Annotated in this window: 14 protein-coding genes; 3 read left to right on the forward strand and 11 right to left on the reverse strand. The window is 45.9% G+C overall.

Going from position 1 to position 18,961, the window contains the following annotated elements; genetic code table 11:
- Positions 1 to 128 precede the first annotated feature (128 nt).
- Together KJS52_RS13435 and KJS52_RS13440 are read left to right on the forward strand one after the other, a co-directional pair.
- Entirely contained in the window at positions 129 to 1,046 is a 918-nt protein-coding gene (locus tag KJS52_RS13435; RefSeq protein ID WP_213515929.1) for a LysR family transcriptional regulator, read from the forward strand.
- A 58-nt stretch (positions 1,047 to 1,104) separates the two neighbouring features.
- On the forward strand, positions 1,105 to 1,317 hold the full coding sequence (locus tag KJS52_RS13440) for a hypothetical protein (protein ID WP_213515931.1): 213 nt from the start codon (positions 1,105 to 1,107) through the stop codon (positions 1,315 to 1,317).
- A gap of 74 nt (positions 1,318 to 1,391) precedes the next feature.
- On the opposite strand, the gene KJS52_RS13445 is transcribed toward KJS52_RS13440, so the two are convergent.
- The 4 genes from KJS52_RS13445 to KJS52_RS13460 form a co-directional block, all read right to left on the reverse strand.
- Positions 1,392 to 1,841, reverse strand: coding sequence for a hypothetical protein (locus KJS52_RS13445; protein WP_213515933.1), 450 nt, complete (start codon positions 1,839 to 1,841; stop codon positions 1,392 to 1,394).
- Positions 1,842 to 2,332: 491 nt separating this feature from the next.
- Positions 2,333 to 3,739 (reverse strand): glucuronate isomerase, encoded by a 1,407-nt coding sequence (uxaC, locus tag KJS52_RS13450; RefSeq protein ID WP_213515935.1) that lies wholly within the window; start codon positions 3,737 to 3,739, stop codon positions 2,333 to 2,335.
- Positions 3,740 to 3,844: 105 nt separating this feature from the next.
- Positions 3,845 to 4,927: a Gfo/Idh/MocA family protein gene (locus KJS52_RS13455; protein ID WP_213515937.1), complete on the reverse strand. Its 1,083-nt coding sequence runs from the start codon at positions 4,925 to 4,927 to the stop codon at positions 3,845 to 3,847.
- A complete protein-coding gene (locus tag KJS52_RS13460) occupies positions 4,917 to 6,056 on the reverse strand; it encodes a Gfo/Idh/MocA family protein (protein ID WP_213516178.1) in 1,140 nt (379 codons plus the stop codon). The genes KJS52_RS13455 and KJS52_RS13460 overlap by 11 nt, the downstream gene beginning before the upstream one ends.
- 137 nt (positions 6,057 to 6,193) lie before the next feature.
- On the opposite strand from KJS52_RS13460, the gene KJS52_RS13465 reads away from it, so the two are divergent.
- Positions 6,194 to 7,039 (forward strand): helix-turn-helix transcriptional regulator, encoded by an 846-nt coding sequence (locus KJS52_RS13465; RefSeq protein ID WP_213515939.1) that lies wholly within the window; start codon positions 6,194 to 6,196, stop codon positions 7,037 to 7,039.
- A 105-nt stretch (positions 7,040 to 7,144) separates the two neighbouring features.
- On the opposite strand, the gene KJS52_RS13470 is transcribed toward KJS52_RS13465, so the two are convergent.
- From KJS52_RS13470 to ilvC, 7 genes are all read right to left on the reverse strand, one after another.
- Positions 7,145 to 8,716 (reverse strand): ATP-binding protein, encoded by a 1,572-nt coding sequence (locus tag KJS52_RS13470; protein ID WP_213515941.1) that lies wholly within the window; start codon positions 8,714 to 8,716, stop codon positions 7,145 to 7,147.
- Positions 8,717 to 8,826: 110 nt separating this feature from the next.
- The gene (gene odhB / locus KJS52_RS13475; protein ID WP_213515943.1) at positions 8,827 to 10,092 is read right to left on the reverse strand and encodes a 2-oxoglutarate dehydrogenase complex dihydrolipoyllysine-residue succinyltransferase; all 1,266 of its coding nucleotides are present in this window, start codon (positions 10,090 to 10,092) and stop codon (positions 8,827 to 8,829) included.
- Between the two features lie 6 nt (positions 10,093 to 10,098).
- A complete protein-coding gene (locus KJS52_RS13480; protein WP_213515945.1) occupies positions 10,099 to 12,999 on the reverse strand; it encodes a 2-oxoglutarate dehydrogenase E1 component in 2,901 nt (966 codons plus the stop codon).
- A 233-nt stretch (positions 13,000 to 13,232) separates the two neighbouring features.
- Entirely contained in the window at positions 13,233 to 14,735 is a 1,503-nt protein-coding gene (locus KJS52_RS13485) for a leucyl aminopeptidase (protein WP_246563519.1), read from the reverse strand.
- A 234-nt stretch (positions 14,736 to 14,969) separates the two neighbouring features.
- A complete protein-coding gene (locus KJS52_RS13490) occupies positions 14,970 to 15,515 on the reverse strand; it encodes a peroxiredoxin (RefSeq protein WP_213515947.1) in 546 nt (181 codons plus the stop codon).
- Between the two features lie 989 nt (positions 15,516 to 16,504).
- Entirely contained in the window at positions 16,505 to 17,584 is a 1,080-nt protein-coding gene (gene leuB / locus KJS52_RS13495) for a 3-isopropylmalate dehydrogenase (protein WP_213515949.1), read from the reverse strand.
- Positions 17,585 to 17,875: 291 nt separating this feature from the next.
- A complete protein-coding gene (gene ilvC, locus KJS52_RS13500) occupies positions 17,876 to 18,868 on the reverse strand; it encodes a ketol-acid reductoisomerase (RefSeq protein ID WP_213515951.1) in 993 nt (330 codons plus the stop codon).
- Between the last annotated feature and the right edge of the window lie 93 nt (positions 18,869 to 18,961).

Below are 18,961 nucleotides of genomic sequence, written 5' to 3' on the forward strand. Positions count from 1 at the left end.
AGAGTTACTCTCCCTTGAATTTAATGTTGTTAATTGAATGATAACATTTATTGACGTATATTTATAATATCTATTAGATTTTATATCTATACCTTTTAAGTATGGGAATAACGAAGGGAAGCGTTGCCATGGATATGCGACAGCTTAAATATTTTTTGATGATTGCCCGCGAGGGGCAAATTACTCGAGCTGCCAAGCTGCTCAATATGGAACAGCCGCCATTAAGCCGTCAGCTTAAGCAAATGGAGGACGAGCTTGGAGTAAAGCTGTTTGACCGTCATGGGAAAGGTTTGAAGCTAACCGATGCCGGCATCCATCTCAAGCGCAAGGCAGAGTCTTTATTCTCCCAATTCAATGAAACGATCGAGGAAATGAAGGAGCTGGAGCAAGGCGTGCGCGGCGTGCTCTCGATAGGTGCCGTATTTTCTTGCAGCTCGCTCTTGCCCTATCCGATTGAGCAATTCAGTCAAAAATATCCACAGGTAAGCTATAAAATATTGGAGGGCGATCATTACTATCTTGGCGAGCAGCTTGAAAAGCATGCGATCGATCTCGTCTTTGCCCGCTTGCCTTTCGAGGCATTGACAGAGCCAAAGCAGCTTATGGTCATGCCGTTGCCCTCCGATCCATTTGTCGTTATTGTACCGACAATGTGGTCGCAGTATCACGATAAGGCAAGCTTTGAGCTGAGCGAGCTGGCTGATCTGCCGCTGCTCACCTTGAAAACGGATCAAACCACCCATATGCATGAGCAGGTGCTTGCCGCGTGCAGCAAGCAAGGCTTCGAGCCTACCATCATATGCGAATGCTCATCTGTTGCGCTTACACTGGCGCTTATCGCGCAAGGCATGGGCGTAGCCTTGCTGCCGCGATCAGTGCTTAGCTCCTTTATGGACCCGCGCATCAAAATTATTCCGCTTGCCGATGGGGAACTGACCTCCGACATCGGATTAATATGGCTAAAGGATCACTATGTGCCTAAGCGCGTGCAATTTTTTATAGAAACGCTGAAAGAAATTTATTCGCCTTCCAGCGAACAGGCATAATGTTCAAGCTCTGCCTCATAAGATTGAGATGTTACATTGCCTGTTGAAGGAGGGTTTCGTGAGACAAAGTATGGCTAATTCATCCGCTCAGCAATTCCCGGTGCTATTTATTGACATGAACACAATAAAACGCTATTTTGCGTTTGACATTGTAGGCGGCTTCGCCTTCTTTATGCTTGGGCGAGTCGCCTTTCATAGCGATCTAATCTGCATCGCGCTCAATATCGTCGCTCCACAAATGCTTAACTTTTTGCTGCCCACAGCCCAGTAGCTCGTTGTCAGGGCATGTCTGACACCAATAATGCAACCAGCGACACCCACCATGAATAAAGAAAAAGCAGGTCATTAAGTTGACCTGCTAATAAGCACACAAAGTAACGATATTGGCAGCAATAAACTTGATATAGCCCCTAGTAAATTATATTTCTGCTTCATTTTTATTAATAAGCTGTCGACTAAGAAAAAAATTACTGCCCCTATAAGACTGAATATTAATAAAAACAGGCCAAATACAATATGAAGAGAAGCAGATACCAATATTTCAATTCGACTATCATCACTTTTTTTTGCTAAAAAACTGCCGATCTTATCACTTATAATAGAACAGACTATACCGTAAGTATACACAACAGGTAAAACATACATCATATAAGTCGGGGTAGCTGCAATAAAATCCAGTAAAAAATGTGACTCATCTGACTCACCAAAAGGTGCAGAAAATATCAATCCCAACAATATAGAATGAATTGTACCGGTAATTGATGCTACAATTATTTTCCTATATATAATTTGCATCTCTCCACCTCACAAAGCCACATGAGCACCACAGCTTTCACTAGCGTAACATATTCGCCGTCGACTACGCTCCAAAGCAACCACATCATCATCAGAGTCCAATTTTTAAACCACCTCTTCCAATGAGAGTTTAAAAATTGGGCTTTCAGGACCAAGAAGATAGCATGAAGCTAGGGAATGAGGAGCGCAGCGTACGTTTTTTGGTACGTGAGCACCGCAGGCTCCCGATGAGTGCTATATTCGCCGTCGACTAATCTACAACGTAACCACATCGTCATCAAAGTCCAATTTTTAAACCACCTCTTCCAATGAGAGTTTAAAAATTGGGCTTTCAGGACCAAGAAGCTTGGACGCTAGTAGAAAACGAGGAGCGCAGCGTAGAGCAGAGCTACGTGAGCACCGCAGTTTTCGCTAGCGTTCAAGATTCGCCGTCGACTACGCTCCAAAGCAACCACATCGTCATCAACTTCGGACTTTTTAAACCACCTCTTCTAGAAGGTGAAGTAGTTTTTTGCGTTATAGTAGCACACCCCCTCCACCAGCTTGCCAAGATGATCGAGATCATATGGCAGCTCGCCTTGCTCTACCCATGTACCGATCAAATTGCACAAAATGCGGCGGAAATATTCATGGCGCGTAAAGCTTAGGAAGCTTCTGGAATCGGTCAGCATGCCGACAAATTGTCCGAGCAGTCCGAAATTGGCCAAGCTTTCAAGCTGTGCAATCATCCCTTTTTTCGTATCATTAAACCACCAAGCTGAGCCTAGCTGCATTTTGCCTGCTACGCCTCCGCCTTGGTAGCAGCCGATCAAGGCTGCCAAAATTTCATTGTCGTTGGCATTAAGCGAGTAAACTATCGTTTTAGGAAGCAAATCCTCCTGCTCCAGCTCGTCTAGCAAGCCCTTTAACGGTGCCGCTACCGGCGCATCGTTAATCGCGTCATAGCCGCGATCCGCGCCGAGCTTGGCGTACATGCGCGTATTGTTGTTGCGTGTAGGGTTCATATGCAGCTGCATGACCCAGCCATGCTTCGCATACAGCTTCGCCATAAATAAGAAGGTATAGGTTTTATACTGCTTCTCCTCTTCAAAGCTGATTGTCTCGCCTGCCAGCTTGCGGGCATAAATTTGCGCGGCCTGCTCCTTGGTCGTTTCGCTGTAAGGCACATAGTCCATTCCATGGTCGGACACCTTGCAGCCCGCTTCATCGAAATAGGCAATACGCTCGGCAAGCGCTGCAAGCAGTTCGTCGTAATCTGCCAATTTGCGGCTAGTGACCTGCTCCAGCTTGGCGATCCATTCCTCAAAGCCTGCCTTGTTTATTTCCAGCACCTTATCAGGACGGAAGGATGGCAGCACCTGCACATCGAAATTGTCCAGCTCTTTAATTTTTTTATGATAATCGAGCGAATCAATCGGATCATCCGTCGTGCAAATGACCTTTACATTCGATTTCGCAATTAGATCGCGCGGGCGGAACTGACCGGTTTGCAGCTTCTCATTAACCTTTTCCCATATAAGAGGCGCATTCGCTTCATTAATCGTTTCCTTCACGTCAAAATAGCGTTGCAGCTCCAAATGTGACCAGTGATACAATGGATTGCCAATGGCTTGCGGCAATGCGGCAGCATAGGCTGCAAAGCGCTCATAGTCCGTTACATTAGCACCGCCTGTCACCAGCTCCTCGACAGCTCCATTGGCTCGCATGATCCGCCATTTGTAGTGATCGCCTGCCAGCCAAGCCTCTGTTAAATTATTAAAGCTATTATTTTCATAAATTTCCTGAGGGCTCAGGTGACAATGGTAATCAATGATCGGCATCTGCTTGGCATAGTTGTGGTATAGTGCAATGGCTGCTTCATTTTGCAATAAAAAGTTATCATCTAAAAACGGTTTCAATTTCTGCACTCCTTCTTGTTTGCTTCTCTAGCATATCTTGTATTGGGCGAGCAGCGTTTGATTTTTTTGCGAATTAGATTAAAGCTGAAGCGACTAAAAATCGAATTAACCTTCAAGCTTTTCCGCTTGCTGCTGCGCTAATAGCGTCAGCTCCGCCACCTTGAAAATATGCTCTTGTGTCATAGCGTACTCTGTTTGCTGCAAAGTATCAAGTATTAGTTGTCCAAAAAAAGGATATCCAACTAATCCTGTCGTTTGAATATATTGCTCCTTCTCGCCGTTTACGAGGAACAAATGATTCGCGCCATCTCCTGAGCCAATGTTGACATATTTGCGCAGCTCGATATAGCCGTCTGTTCCTAGCAAAATCGTTCTGCCATCTCCCCATGTGCGCAATCCGTTTGGCGTCAGCCAGTCTACTCGAACATATCCCGCAGCGCCATTGGCTCCTCTTAAGTAAGCCTCGCCAAAATCTTCGAGCTCAGGATACCCTTTGTTGTTGTAATTCGCTACTGCGCTGCTGACAACCTTTGCCTCAGTATTTCCCGAGAAATATAAGAACTGCTCAATCTGATGGCTGGCAATATCGGCAATAATCCCGCCATACTGCTCCTTGCGGAAAAACCAGTCTGGGCGAGAGGCTGCATTCAGACGATGCGGTCCGAGCCCGATCATTTGCACGACTCTGCCAATTGCTCCTTGCTTAATTAAATGATCAGCATAAACGGCGCTTTCAACATGCAGGCGCTCGCTATAGTAAACGGCATACTTGCGTTTAGTCTCCTCGTATACGGCACGCACCTGCTGCAGCTGCTCCAATGTTGTGAATGGACCTTTATCTGTAAAATAATGCTTGCCGGCCTTCATCACCGCAATGCCAAGCTCAGCTCGTTTATTAGGAATAGCGGCAGCTGCAACTAGCTGTATATCGGCATCCGCCAATATCACTTCCAGACTTGCTGCCGCTTTAACCTCAGGATATTGCTGTTGAAATTGTGCCACGCGGGCAGGATCAGCATCATAAACCCATTTTAAAGTCGCACCAGCTTCAATTAAGCCATTGCACATGCCATAAATATGGCCATGATCCAGCGCCGTAGCCGCAAAGCAAAACTCGCCAGGCTTTACAACCGGCGAAGGCTTGCCTACCGGCGCATAGTTCATTCCGTCGCTAGCATTAAACGCCATGAATTACTTCCTCCTTGTAGTTGGATGTTTCGATTCGTTTTTTCAGCTGGTTCCAATAATGCTCCTCATCAAAATCCAGCTCAATCCAATTGTCTTCCCAAGTTGAAAGCAGCATCGCATTGGCCAGCATGACCCCTTTAATTCCTTCCGCACCTGGAGCAAGCAACGGCTCATTGTGCAAAATCGCATTTATCCAGTTTTGTGTAATGCCGCGATGATCAGGGTACTCTCCTTTAATCGGCACCTCAAAGGTCCAGCATTCAGGCGATCCGAAGCCTCCTTTAAAGCTTTCATTAAATTCCGGTTCACTTACGCGCAGCCGGCTAAAGGTCAGCTTGCCATCCTCAATCACGATCTTCCCTTTAGTCCCCGCAATTTCAAAACGGTTCGTGCCAGGCGCTTCGGCTGTCGTCGTAACAAAAATGCCTGTTGCCCCGTTTTCATATTCTGCGTAAGCGGTTACTTCATTTTCCACTTCGATCTGGCGATGCTTGCCAAAATAACAAAACGCCCGCAAGCGCTTTGGCATCATGCCGATCGTCCACTGCCACAGATCAAGCTGATGGATAACCTGGTTCAGCAGCACGCCGGAGCCTTCTCCGCCCCAGGTGGCCCGCCATGTACCTGAATCATAGTAGCTTTGCGAACGAAACCAATTTGTAATAATCCAGTTGGTGCGTCTAATCTCGCCAAGCTCGCCGCTGTCAATAAGCTCCTTCAGCTTTTGGTAGAGCGGGTTGGTGCGCTGATTATACATAATTGCAAATACGACATCGCTTTTCGCTGCAGCTTCGTTCATTTCTCGAATTTGCTTCGTATATACGCCAGCAGGCTTTTCAATCAGCACATGCTTGTTCTTTTCGAAGCAAGCGATAGCAAGCTCGGGATGAGAATAATGTGGCGTGCAAATAAGCACGGCATCTATTAGCGGTGAAGCAATCAACTCGTAGGGATCTGTAAAAAAGGTTGTTTCCGCTGGCAAGTTCTGCTCAGCCCACTCTCGTGCCGCTTGGCTTTTATCCGCAACTGCAGTCAATTCCAAACCCTTTACCTTGTTCTCCAGCATATAACCGATATGTCCCTTGCCCATATTGCCTAAGCCAATAACTCCAACTCGCACCTCGTTCACATTATCATCCTCCATCATGTATTCTACCTTCATGTTAGCACTTACAACATGATAAGGCTTCGCTAGAATTAGTCGATTTATTGCTCCATTTAACCGAGATTGGTGTATACTAGACACATTAGAAGGAATGATTAGAGGTGAACAGATTGGGAGTTGCGGCTGAACCATTTACTGTAAATTATTTAACGGATATCCCCAATACATTAAAGTATCACACTCACTATCAGTACGAAATTTACTACTTTTATGAAGGACAGGTCAGCTACCTCATAAATGATCGCATTTACAAGCTGGCGCCTGGCGATCTAATACTAATGCATGGGATGACGCTGCATAAAGCGCTGCTTGAGCGGCGGGATGTTTATAGACGGAGCATTATACATTTTGACCCTACCTATGTTGCAAAGCATATTCAGCCCAGCTTCACAGGCGATTTGCTTTTGCCATTCACTGAGCTTAAAAATGTCCATTTGTCGCTGAAGGGAGCAGAGCGGGAAGAATGCGAGGCATTATTGCATAAGCTGGCTCAATTGATGAAGCAGAACAACTCCTATGCCTATCAAAAAAGCCATGTTGTGTTTCTCGAGCTACTGCTGTTCATTAGTGAGCTTTGCCAGCAGCCGATGCAAAGCCAGCATAGCAGTACAACGACTAAAGAAAAGCACGCACAGGATATTATTACATTCATTGAGCAGCATTTCAGACAGGATCTTACACTAGACCAGCTGCAAAGTGAGCTGCACTTAAATAAATATTATTTGAGCAAAACATTCAAGGAAGTGACCGGAACGACCATTTTTCAATACTTTTTGGAGCGGCGGATATATGAAGCCAAGCTGCTGCTGGTCGACAGCCAGGCAACGATTACCGATATAAGCCTTGAAGTTGGCTTTAAGCATTTGGCTCATTTTTCACGCGCCTTCAAGCAGGCAACCGGTTGGACCGCCGAGCAGTACCGCCGCCAGCACCAGTTACTTGATTAAGATAACGAGATTTGTCATCATCAAGCAGGGGCTTGAGAGGGGCATTGCAACGAATCTGGATTGCAACATCCAGATTCGTTGCAGCATAGATCGCCAAGCTAGCCGTTAGCCGTTGCTCATATACTCCATATGGAGAGGAAGCTGGATATCAATTAATGTTCCTTCCCCTGCCTTGCTCGTAATCAGCATCGTGCCTTTATGCTCTTCGATAATTCTTGAGCTGACCATAAGCCCAAGCCCGGTTCCTTTCTCCTTCGTCGTTAAAAACGGCTCGCCGATTCGTCTTTGCACATCCTCCGGCATGCCTACCCCTTGGTCTTGAATTTTAACATGAAGCATTTGCTCCGCCGGCTCAAACCGGATCGCAATTGTTACCCTGCCGCCATCCTGCATCGCTTCTATCGCATTTTTAATAACGTTAATAAATACTTGCTTTAATTGATTTTCATTGCAATACAGGTTCGGCAAATTTTGCTGCGCTTGAAAATCAAGCTCTACGCCATACAGGGTTGCTTGGGTATCAAGGATCGACAGTACGCTTTGCACGATTGAAACGATGTTGTTGAACTGAAAAGCGTTATAATGCGGCTTGGCTAACGTCATAAATTCGTTAACAATTAAATTAATGCGGTCAATCTCATTTCCCATAATATCAAAATAGTAGCTGTGCTCCGTATATTTATTGCGAAGCAGCTGGGTAAAGCCTTTCAGAGCCGTTAGCGGATTGCGAATTTCGTGCGCAACGCCAGCAGCAAGCTGGCCGATGACAGACAGCTTTTCGGAGCGAACTAGCCGCTCCTCATCCTGACGACGCTCGGTAAGATCACGAATGACGGTTAGAATAGCAGTTCTGCCAATGTAGTTTTCAATTTTGACGCTGGAATGCTCCACTTCAATAACACGGTTGTTGATGATCATTTGCTGCTGACGGAAAGGTGTTGCTTCTTCCAGGAGCAGTGCGCTTTGAAAATCATGCATGACATCGGCGCGGTCCTTCTCATCAAAATAATCAAGAAAGGACTGCTCTGACAAGCCGCTTACATGTCTTTTGCCAAGCAAATCCAGGCCATGGCGGTTTGCAAAAATGATGGAGTAGTCAACAGTTATGTAGATGGGCTCTGGAATGGTCATAAGCATGCGCTGATACATTTTGGCATTGCGGATCAACTCTCGCTCTTTTTCGTATTTGATGGTCACATCCTGTACGGTGGACAAATAGTAAATGACGCCGTCATGCTTAATGGACGTGCTTTTGCCTTCAAAATAGACGATTGATGAGTTTTTATGCTTGCCATTCCATCTGAAAATTTGACGCTTTGTTATTTCACTATCCAATATTCCTTCAAACGATTGCGGAAGCAGCCAATCCTCTTCTTCAATAAAGCGTTCAACTGGCTGTCCAATAATTTCTTCGACAGCATATCCGAGTAATTGTGCAAAATACGAATTCACATAAATAAACGTATGTTCATATATGACAAAAACACCTGCTACAACATGATCCATTAAAACAGAGTAAAAATTGGACTGCTCTTTAATTAAAGCCTCAAACTTGAGATAGCTGTTGGATTTAGTGTTGTCGGATTGACTGTAGGAGTACGGATAATTACGAGCTGCTGTGTGCTTTAGCAAGGATGCATTTGGATTCGAATCGTACGTAAAATTAGACAATTCCATAATTTGTACCTCCTTCAAACCTATCACACTATATATATTTGCCATTAACTAGAAAAAACCTCTCGAACAAAAAAAATTCGAAAGGTTTTTTCTCAACATTATATTTATCGTTATCCTTGAAGCAATAGCTGCTCTGGATCTTCCAACAATTCTTTTACCGTAACGAGGAAACGAACCGCTTCGCTGCCGTCAACGATACGATGATCGTAAGAAAGAGCGATGTACATCATAGGGCGATTTTCCATACGCTCTGCATCAATAGCAACTGGACGGATTTGAATTTTGTGCATGCCCAAAATGCCGACCTGCGGCGTATTCAAAATTGGTGTTGACATTAAGGAGCCGAATACTCCGCCGTTTGTAATCGTAAAGCTGCCGCCTTGCAGTTCTTCAAGCGTCAATGTGTTAGTACGAGCTTTTTTCGCAAGCTCGCCAATTGTGCGCTCAATTTCAGCAAAGCCCAAACGGTCAGCATCGCGAACGACTGGTACAACCAAGCCTTCCTTCGCGGCTACTGCAATACCGATATCGTAGAACTTCTTAATGACAATGTCTTCGCCATCAATTTCTGCATTCAGCAATGGGAATTGCTTTAATGCACCGACAACTGCTTTCGTGAAGAAGGACATAAAGCCAAGATTGACTTCGTTCTTCTCGAAGAACGACTCTTTACGGCGTTTGCGCAGATCAAGAATCGCAGTCATATCCACTTCGTTGAAGGTTGTCAGCATAGCTGCAGTATGCTGCGCTTCTACAAGACGCTTAGCAATCGTTGCTCTGCGGCGAGACATACGCTTGCGTTCAACAGCTTTGCCTGCTACTGACGGAGACGCTGCCGCTGCCGCTGGTTTTGCTGCAGGCGCTGGTGTTGGAGCTGGCGCTGCAGGCTGCTGGCCATGAGAACGAACATTATCAGGGTAGATACGTCCAATCGCATCTTTGTTTTGCACTTGATTCAAGTCAATGCCTTGCTCGCGTGCCAGCTTGCGGGCTGCAGGAGACGCTGTAACTGCCCCACCACCATTAGCGGCTGCTGCTGGTGCAGGAGCAGGTGCTGTCGCTGCTGCTTGAGCTGGCGCTGCTGGTGCTGGCTCAGCGGCTGGTGCTGGTGCTGCTTCGGCTGCAGGGGCTGGTGCTGCTGCCCCTTCGCCGATGGAGCCAATTGCTTCACCGACGCCAACAACCTCGCCGTCCTGCTTATTAATCGCAGCTACAACCCCGCTGCTTTCTGCACTGATTTCAATATTTACTTTATCCGTTTCAAGCTCAAGTAGAACATCGCCTTGACTAACGGTATCTCCAACCTTAACAAACCATTTTGTAATCGTTCCTTCTGAAATTGATTCTCCAAGCTCTGGTACAATAATTTCTGCCACTAGTAGCTACCCCCTTACGATATTCGATTCAAATGGCTGTCCATTTAACGTAGACGTAATAATTTCTTGCTGCTCTCTAACATGAACCTCTTGATGACCGCTTGCTGTACTTGCGCGCTCCTGGCGACCGATATAGCTTACGCTCACTTGATTTGGCACAAGCGCACGCAGTCTAGGCTCCATGTAGAACCAAGAGCCCATATTTTTCGGCTCTTCCTGTACCCAAACAACTTCCTCAAGATTCGGGAACAGCTTAATAATGCGTTCAACCTCAGCTTGCGGGAATGGGTACAATTGCTCAATGCGAGCCAAGCGCAGCCACTCATACTCGGAAGGCGCTGCCGAGGACAATGCCTCTTCAATATCAACCATCACTTTACCTGTACCAAATACGAGACGTTTTACTTTATCGCGCTGAGCCTTCGCTTCAGTCAAACTGAATTGAGGCAGCACAGGCTTGAACGAGCCTTCGCTAAATTCAATTCCATGCGAAGCAACTCGCGGATTACGAATCAAGCTCTTTGGCGCCATTAGCACTAATGGACGAACATTTTCACTGCCAAGCATTTTTGCTTGCTTGCGCAACAAGTGGAAGTATTGCGCCGCACTTGTCAGGTTGGCGACTGTCCAGTTATTGTCAGCTGACAACTGCAGGAAGCGCTCCAGACGAGCACTGGAGTGCTCAGGTCCTTGCCCTTCATAGCCGTGTGGCAACAGAATGACGATACCTGATTTTTGCTTCCATTTCGCGCGTCCGGCACTAATAAATTGGTCAAAGATTACTTGCGCTACGTTGGCAAAGTCGCCATATTGTGCTTCCCAAATAACAAATGTTTCTGGAGAAAACACATTGTAGCCATATTCAAAGCCAAGCACTGCCGTTTCGGATAACGGGCTGTTGTGAATGGCAAATGATGCTTTCGCTTGCGGGATATAATGCAGTGGCGAGAATTTTTCGCCGGTCACATTGTCATTAAGCACGATATGACGATGTGAGAATGTACCGCGCTCGGAATCCTGTCCACTCATGCGGATTGGTGTGCCATCTGCCAAAATTGTTGCAAATGCCAATGCCTCTGCATGAGCCCAGTCCACTTTTTCCCCATCGTTCAAGCTTACAGCTCTGCGCTGCAAAATACGCTGCAGCTTGCCGTACTCCGTAAAGCCTTCTGGACGATTCAGCATTTCCAAATTAATTTCACGAAGCTGCTCGATTGGCAGTGATGTTTTCACATCCTCCGGAACGATAAATTCTTCCTGCTTTTCACGTTTTTCTTTTTTGTCAGCTTGCTTCTTCATTGCCGCGTAAGCATTTTGCAGCACTTCCGCCGTTTTATTGCGAAGGCCTTCAACCTGCTCCTTCGTCAACGTGTTATTTTCAACAAGCTGATTAGCATAAATCGTGCTTACAGTCGGATGATTGCGAATCATTTTGTACATCAACGGTTGAGTTCCTTCCGGATCATCCATCTCGTTGTGACCGTAGCGACGATAACCGATCAGATCGATAACAAAGCCTTTATTAAAGCGCAGGCGATATTCACATGCCAATCTGACCGCAGCAAGACAAGCCTCAGGATCATCCGCATTCACGTGCACAATCGGAAGATCGAAGCCTTTCGCTAGGTCACTCGCATAATGTGTAGAGCGAGAATCTTGACTGTTGGTTGTAAAGCCAAGTCGGTTATTGGCGATGATGTGAATTGTACCGCCATTGCGATAGCCATCCAAATTGTTAAAGTTCAATGTTTCTGCCACGATGCCTTCGCCGATAAATGCTGCATCGCCATGGACACAGATTGTAACGGCAGCATGAAGATCCTGCTTAGGATAACCAGGTTTAGTACGATCTTCTTGCGCGGCACGCGTATAACCTTCAACGACAGAGTTAACAAACTCAAGATGTGAAGGATTGTTGGCAAGGGTGATGTTGGCACGAACCGTTTCACCTTCATGAACAGCGCGATCAGCACCCATATGGTATTTAACGTCACCTGTCCAGCCATAGTTGACCGTTTTGGCACTTTCAAGCGCTTTGTTCGGTGCATGATGGAATTCGGAAAAAATCTTTTCATATGGCTTACCAAGCACATGCGCAAGCACATTTAAGCGACCGCGGTGCGCCATGCCCATAAGAATATGCTGAGCGCCATCATGTGCAACTGTGCGGACAATTTCATCAAGCACTGGAACAAGCATATCCAGGCCTTCAATGGAGAAGCGTTTTTGCCCAACAAATGTTTTATGGATAAAGTTCTCGAACATTTCTACTTGCAGCAAACGTTCCAGCAGCGCTTCTTTCTCGCGCGCAGATAGCGGCGCAGGGAAGGAGCCGGATTCAGCTTGTTTAAATAGCCATTCGCGCTCCTGCTCATCATGAATATGAGTAAATTCATACGCAGCAGAGCGAGCGTAAATTTCACGCAAGCGTAAAATAGCTTCCCATCCGTTCGTAATGGTGGATGGTGCATTATTCCATATAAGCGATGCAGGAATTGCTTCAAGATCTTGCTTTGTCAAGCCAAAAGTTTTAGGCTCAAGCAGCTTAGTGTCTGCTTTCGGGCTTAAATCAAGAGGATTAATATCTGCTCCAAGATGTCCGTAACGACGGATATTCAACATCAATTGGTGTGCAGCCACTACCTTTTGAATCATATTTTTGTCTAACTGGATGTTGTTGTTTGCCAAGGAAGCGCGTGCTTCCGAAGCGTTGCCTGCTGTAGCAGATGCTTGATCAGCTACGAATTCGCCAGGAGGCTCCCCCCAACGAACAAATAACTCTCGAACGGAAGGGTCTACCAGATTGGGATCTTGCAAATAAAGCTCATATTGCTCTAGAACATAACCATAGTTCGGACCATAGTAGCTCTTCCAAGGAGAAGAAATGCGCTCATCATGGATGCTCATTGCAGTATATTCCACCCTCTCTATACTTTTAGATCTTGATATTGTCATTCGTGCAAATCGCACAAAATTTAAGGAGATGCGCACATAAAGTGCGTGTTCACAAACTCATAAAGTCACAGCTTCGTAACTTCTCTATATTCTAGTACAATAATGAAAAGGCTTCAATAGCTCTTTTGGCATCGGTTTCATCGAAATAGCGTATAGATCCTTAGAAATTCTTGCCTAAGTTCACTTTATCGATCTTTTTCAGCGATTAGTTCGTAAAGTGTCCTTGCCATGACGCCAGTTGCTCCTTTGGGCTCCCATCTGCGTGCACGGTTTATATAGGCTGTACCTGCGATATCCAGATGCACCCACGGCTTATCCTCTACGAAATTTGCAAGAAACAAGCCTGCTGTAATCGAGCCTGCATGCCGACCGCCGCTGTTTTTCATATCCGCTACATCACTGGCGATAAGCTGCTTATATTCAGCATATGCAGGCAACTGCCAAACCCGTTCTCCGCTTTTTTCCGATGCGGCGATAACTTGATTCATCAGCTCATCGTTGTTGCTGACTGCGCCTGTTGCTTCTGTGCCGAGCGCAACCAATACTGCACCAGTTAACGTCGCCACATCAATCAGCTTAGTCGCTCCGCGCTTAATTGCCGATGTAAGTCCGTCAGCAAGGACAAGTCTGCCTTCAGCGTCTGTATTGACAACCTCTACCGTATGCCCGCTCATCGTGCGAATGACATCGCCCGGCTTTAGCGCACGATCGGAAGGCATATTTTCCGCAGTCGGAATAACAGCGACGACATTAGCCTTCACCTTTAACGATGCAATTGCATGAATGGCGCCTAATACAGCCGCTGCGCCGCCCATATCCGAAATCATGTCTTCCATGCCTGCCGCCGGCTTGAGCGAAATTCCGCCCGTATCAAAGGTTATGCCTTTGCCGACAAGCCCCCATTTCTCACTAGAATTAGCATTTCCTTCATAGTGAATTATAATCATTCGCGGAGGATTTACACTGCCTTGTCCAACAGCAAGCAGGCCTCCCATTTGTTCTTCAGCACAGCTCCACTCATCGAGCACCTCAATATCAAGCTCCAGCTTTTGAGCCAGCTCCTCAGCATAAAAAGCCAAGCGCTCTGGCGTCAAATCATTGCCCGGCATATTCGTTAAATCCCTTGCCAGCTTTACACTTTCTACTATATGTTCAGCCTCAGCAACCGCCTGCGCATAGTCTGCTTGCCGGGCAAGCTGTTCGTCATTAAGTACAAAGCTGATCCGCTGCAATTCAACAGCTGACTGCTGTTCTTTTTTGCTTACCTGGCGTTCATACAGGGCAAGCTGAAGCCCTTCAATCGCCGCTTTCAACGCTTGCTTCTCGCCAATTGCCTGCAGCGCCGCAGCAATCGCAGGCGAGCTAATATCAATCGCTATAGAAGACAGCTTCAAGCTCTTCAGCTTGCCTGCCGCCTGAGCGAAAGCTTCACGCCAGCCGCCGGCAGCTTGCTCGACAACTACAACTACTACATATTGCTGCGGCAGCAAGCCAAGCGTGGCGATCGCCGCAGAGCTGCCTTGCTTCACTCGAAAGGTTTGATTATCCAGCATCAGCTGCAGCTGCTTATCGATCTGCGGCTGTACTAAAGGCTGTCCATTTTGCAATGCTTCAAGCTCCACTGCCGTAACTGGCAGCAGCAGGCCATCGGCTTCCGATGCGATATCCTCGTATTTATATAACGTCAATCCGATCCCTCCATTATGTACATCAATCGTTCTACTATTGCTATTTTATTGTAAGCTTTCACAGTTAAGAAGGCAATCAACTGAAAATTCCGCAATATTTCCGCGCTCATTTTAAATAGAAGGTTTATGCCGAAAACTGCAAATTAAAAAAGACTGCTTCTCGAAAGAAAATAATCTTTCAAGAAACAGTCTTTGCACTTTTCTACCACATTATAATAAGTCTCAGGTAAACAATTAAACTTGAAGAGTAGCTTGACCTGGCTTCCAGTTGATTGGGCAAAGTCCGCCAGATTGTAATGCTTGAAGCACGCGAAGCGTTTCATCTACACTGCGGCCAACGTTGTTGTGGTTAACCACTTGGTATTGAATTTCACCTTCAGGGTTAATAATGAATAGACCACGAAGCGCAACGCCTTCCTCTTCGATAAGTACACCGTAGTCTTTGGCAACACTTTTTGTAATATCAGAAGCAAGCGGGAAGTTCAATTTGCCAAGACCGTTGCTTTCAACCGGCGTGTTGATCCATGCACGGTGAGTATGTTTGCTGTCGATAGAAACACCAAGAATTTCAGTGTTAAGAGCTTTGAATTGATCAGCAACCAGGCTAAGCGCTGTAATTTCAGTTGGGCATACAAATGTGAAATCTAGTGGATAGAAAAACAACACTAGCCATTTGCCCTTGTAATCTGAAAGAGAAACAGTACCAAAATCTGAACCATCACCCAATGCTGTTTCCATAGTGAAATCTGGTGCTTGACGACCTACCAAACGATCTGCCATGTTATTTCCTCCTCTTATCCAATTACTAATTTTAGATTTTATCTATTGATAAATGTTATCATTCTAATAAACAAGTGTCAAGATTATAAGCAATATTTATTTGTAATAATTATAAATATTATGTGAACATAAATCCAGTCTTATACCTGGTCGTTCAAAAGTATGCAAAAACAAGCTTCAAGGCGAAAAGCAGCTTGAAGCTTGTTTATAGAATTTTCAATAAAAGTTCAATAAGCTCGGCTTCCAGGACCAAGAAGCTTGGACGCTAGTAGAAAGTGAGGAGCGCAGCGTAGGCATAAGCTACGTGAGCACCTCAAATGTTTTCGCAGAAAACATACTTCGGAATCATAAGCTTTTCGCTAGCGTCCAAGCTTCGACGTCGAATAAACTACAGCGCTAATCATCGTCATCAAAGTCGAGCGTTTGAGTTACCTCTTCAAACAAAGGCTCAATAAGCTCAGCTTTCAGGACCAAGAAGATGGCACGATACTAGAAAGTGAGGAGCGCAGCGTAGGCACTTTCTACGTGAGCACCGGAACTTTCGCTAGCGTGACATATTCGCCGTCGACTAAGCTACAACGCTAATCATCGTCATCAAAGTCGAGCGTTTGAGTTACTTCTTCAAATAAAGGCTCAATAAGCTCGGCTTTCAGGACCAAGAAGATGGCACGATACTAGAAAGTGAGGAGCGCAGCGTAGGTACTAGCTACGTGAGCACCGGAACTTTCGGTAGCGTGACATATTCGCCGTCGACTACGCTACAACGCGAATCATCGTCATCAAAGTCGAGCGTTTGAGTTACCTCTTCAAATAAAGGCTCAATAAGCTCGGCTTTCAGGACCAAGAAGCTTGGACGCTAGTAGAAAGTGAGGAGCGCAGCGTAGGCATAAGCTACGTGAGCACCGGAACTTTCGCTAGCGTCCAAGATTCGCCGTCGAATAAACTACAGCGCTAATCATCGTCATCAAAGTCGAGCGTTCGAGCTACTTCTACTTTTTCATTGCTGCTACGATTAGGTCACCCATAGCATTCGTCCCCACAGCAGAGCTCTTATCTACAGCAATATCTCCTGTACGATGTCCAGCGTCAAGTACCGCTTTAACAGCATCTTCAATGGATTGTGCTGCATCATGGTAACCAAAGGTTAAACGGAACATCAATGCAACGGATAGAATCGTTGCAATCGGGTTGGAGATGCCTTGTCCAGCGATATCAGGTGCAGAGCCATGAACCGGCTCGTACAAGCCGAAGCTGCCTTCGCCAAGTGAAGCAGAGGACAGCATGCCGATAGAGCCTGTCAACATAGCTGCTTCGTCAGACAAAATGTCTCCGAACATATTTTCAGTCACGATAACGTCGAAGCTTGCTGGGCGGCGCAACAGCTGCATCGCACAGTTGTCTACCAATACATGCTCCAGTTCAACCTCAGGATAGTCAGCTGCTACACGGATAACAACCTCTCTCCATAGACGAGAAGTTTCAAGCACGTTTGCCTTGTCCACAGAAGCAAGACGTTTGCTGCGTGTCATCGCAATATCAAATGCTTGACGAACGATGCGCTCTACTTCTTTTTCGTTGTAAACGCAAGTATCAATCGCTTCTTGACCATTTTCTGTGTCGCGACGAGATTTCTCTCCGAAATAAATACCGCCAGTAAGCTCGCGAACAACGATTAGATCAGTACCTTCCAATACCTCTGGCTTCAACGTAGAAGCATCCTTCAAGCAGTCGAATACGGTAGCTGGACGAATATTGGAGAATAGGCCAAGCGCTTTGCGGATGCCGAGCAAACCTGTTTCAGGACGCAATGCAGCAGGGTTGCTGTCCCATTTAGGACCGCCTACAGCGCCTAGCAATACTGCATCGGAAGCCAGACAAAGATCCAATGTTTCCTGCGGCAGCGGCGTGCCTTTTTCATCAATTGCAATTCCGCCAAAAAGAGCCTGCTCTGTTTCAAATTTATATCCGAACAGTTCTTCTGTTTTTTTCAATACCTTTAATGCTTCTCCAACGACTTCCGGGCCGATGCCGTCGCCGCCTAGTACGGCAATTTTTTTCACTTCAGACATTAGTGACACTCCTTAATATTTTTTAACGTTCATCAGTTCAACGTATATAGCAAAGCGCGAGGCTTGGCTAGATTTAAGCCTATTATACCTTTAAATGATGTGGCTTGACCAAGATATAATAGCTATTGAAGTTATAGGTTACAGCTATAACTCTATTCAAAAATCCCCCTAATAGCAGCAACGTCTAGCAAAATGCATGGCTGCATTCTGCTAGACGTCATATTAAGGCAAGGCGTATGGCTCAGAACCCCGAGAACACGCCCTGGCTATATCATTCTGCACGATGATTAATTATTTTTTAATCCAGTGCATTAGTTCGCGCAATTGCTTACCTGTTTGCTCGATTGGATGAGCAGCTTCGTTGCGACGTGTAGCGTTCATCATAGCAAAGCCAGATTGGTTTTCAAGGATGAAATCGCGTGCGAAGCGACCAGCTTGGATATCTTCAAGAACGCGTTTCATTTCTTTTTTCGTTTCTTCTGTCACGATGCGAGGACCAGTTACATAATCACCGTATTCTGCAGTGTTGGAGATGGAATCGCGCATTGTAGCTAGTCCACCTTCATACATGAGGTCAACGATTAGTTTAAGCTCATGCAAGCACTCGAAATAAGCCATTTCAGGCGCATAGCCCGCTTCAACCAATGTTTCAAAGCCTGCTTTAACAAGTGCAGTTGCACCACCGCAAAGAACAGCCTGCTCACCGAATAGGTCAGTCTCAGTTTCTTCCTTGAATGTTGTTTCGATTACACCAGCACGTGTACAGCCGATCCCTTTAGCATATGCAAGACCAAGGTCTTTTGCTTTGCCAGAAGCATCTTGATAGATTGCGATTAGCCCAGGAACGCCGAAGCCTTCTTCGTACGTACGACGAACCATGTGACCAGGAGATTTAGGAGCTACCAGGAATACGTCCTTGTCAGCAGATGGCTTGATTTGTCCAAAATGAACGTTGAAGCCATGCGAGAACATTAGCGCAGCGCCTTGCTTAAGATTTGGCTCGATTTCTTCTTTGTAAACGCGAGCTTGAGTCTCGTCTGGAAGAAGAATTTGAACGATATCAGCAATTTTAGTAGCTTCAGCAACAGTCAAAACCTCGAAGCCATCCTTTTTAGCTGTTTCAGCAGATTTACCAGGGCGAAGTCCGATCACCACTTTAGCACCGCTGTCGCGAAGGTTTTGAGCTTGTGCATGACCTTGGCTACCATAACCGATAACTGCAATAGTTTTTCCATTCAGTACGCTAAAATCAGCGTCTTTTTCATAGTACAATGTAACTGCCATTTCTATAACTGCCTCCTTTAATATAACCCTTTTGAACGGGTATGTAAGAAAGAGAACCATCTCCCTCTTACATTCCCGCTCAAAAGGTATTAG

The organism is Paenibacillus montaniterrae (assembly GCF_018403185.1).
GTDB lineage: Bacteria > Bacillota > Bacilli > Paenibacillales > Paenibacillaceae > Pristimantibacillus > Pristimantibacillus montaniterrae.

Excerpts from the sequence above, each read along its gene's own strand:
- KJS52_RS13435 (WP_213515929.1), top strand. The coding sequence starts at position 129 with ATGGATATGCGACAGCTTAAATATTTTTTGATGATTGCCCGCGAGGGG.
- KJS52_RS13445 (WP_213515933.1), bottom strand. The coding sequence starts at position 1,841 with ATGCAAATTATATATAGGAAAATAATTGTAGCATCAATTACCGGTACA.
- KJS52_RS13455 (WP_213515937.1), bottom strand. The coding sequence starts at position 4,927 with ATGGCGTTTAATGCTAGCGACGGAATGAACTATGCGCCGGTAGGCAAG.
- KJS52_RS13470 (WP_213515941.1), bottom strand. The coding sequence starts at position 8,716 with ATGGAATTGTCTAATTTTACGTACGATTCGAATCCAAATGCATCCTTG.
- KJS52_RS13480 (WP_213515945.1), bottom strand. The coding sequence starts at position 12,999 with ATGAGCATCCATGATGAGCGCATTTCTTCTCCTTGGAAGAGCTACTAT.
- KJS52_RS13490 (WP_213515947.1), bottom strand. The coding sequence starts at position 15,515 with ATGGCAGATCGTTTGGTAGGTCGTCAAGCACCAGATTTCACTATGGAA.
- leuB (WP_213515949.1), bottom strand. The coding sequence starts at position 17,584 with ATGTCTGAAGTGAAAAAAATTGCCGTACTAGGCGGCGACGGCATCGGC.
- ilvC (WP_213515951.1), bottom strand. The coding sequence starts at position 18,868 with ATGGCAGTTACATTGTACTATGAAAAAGACGCTGATTTTAGCGTACTG.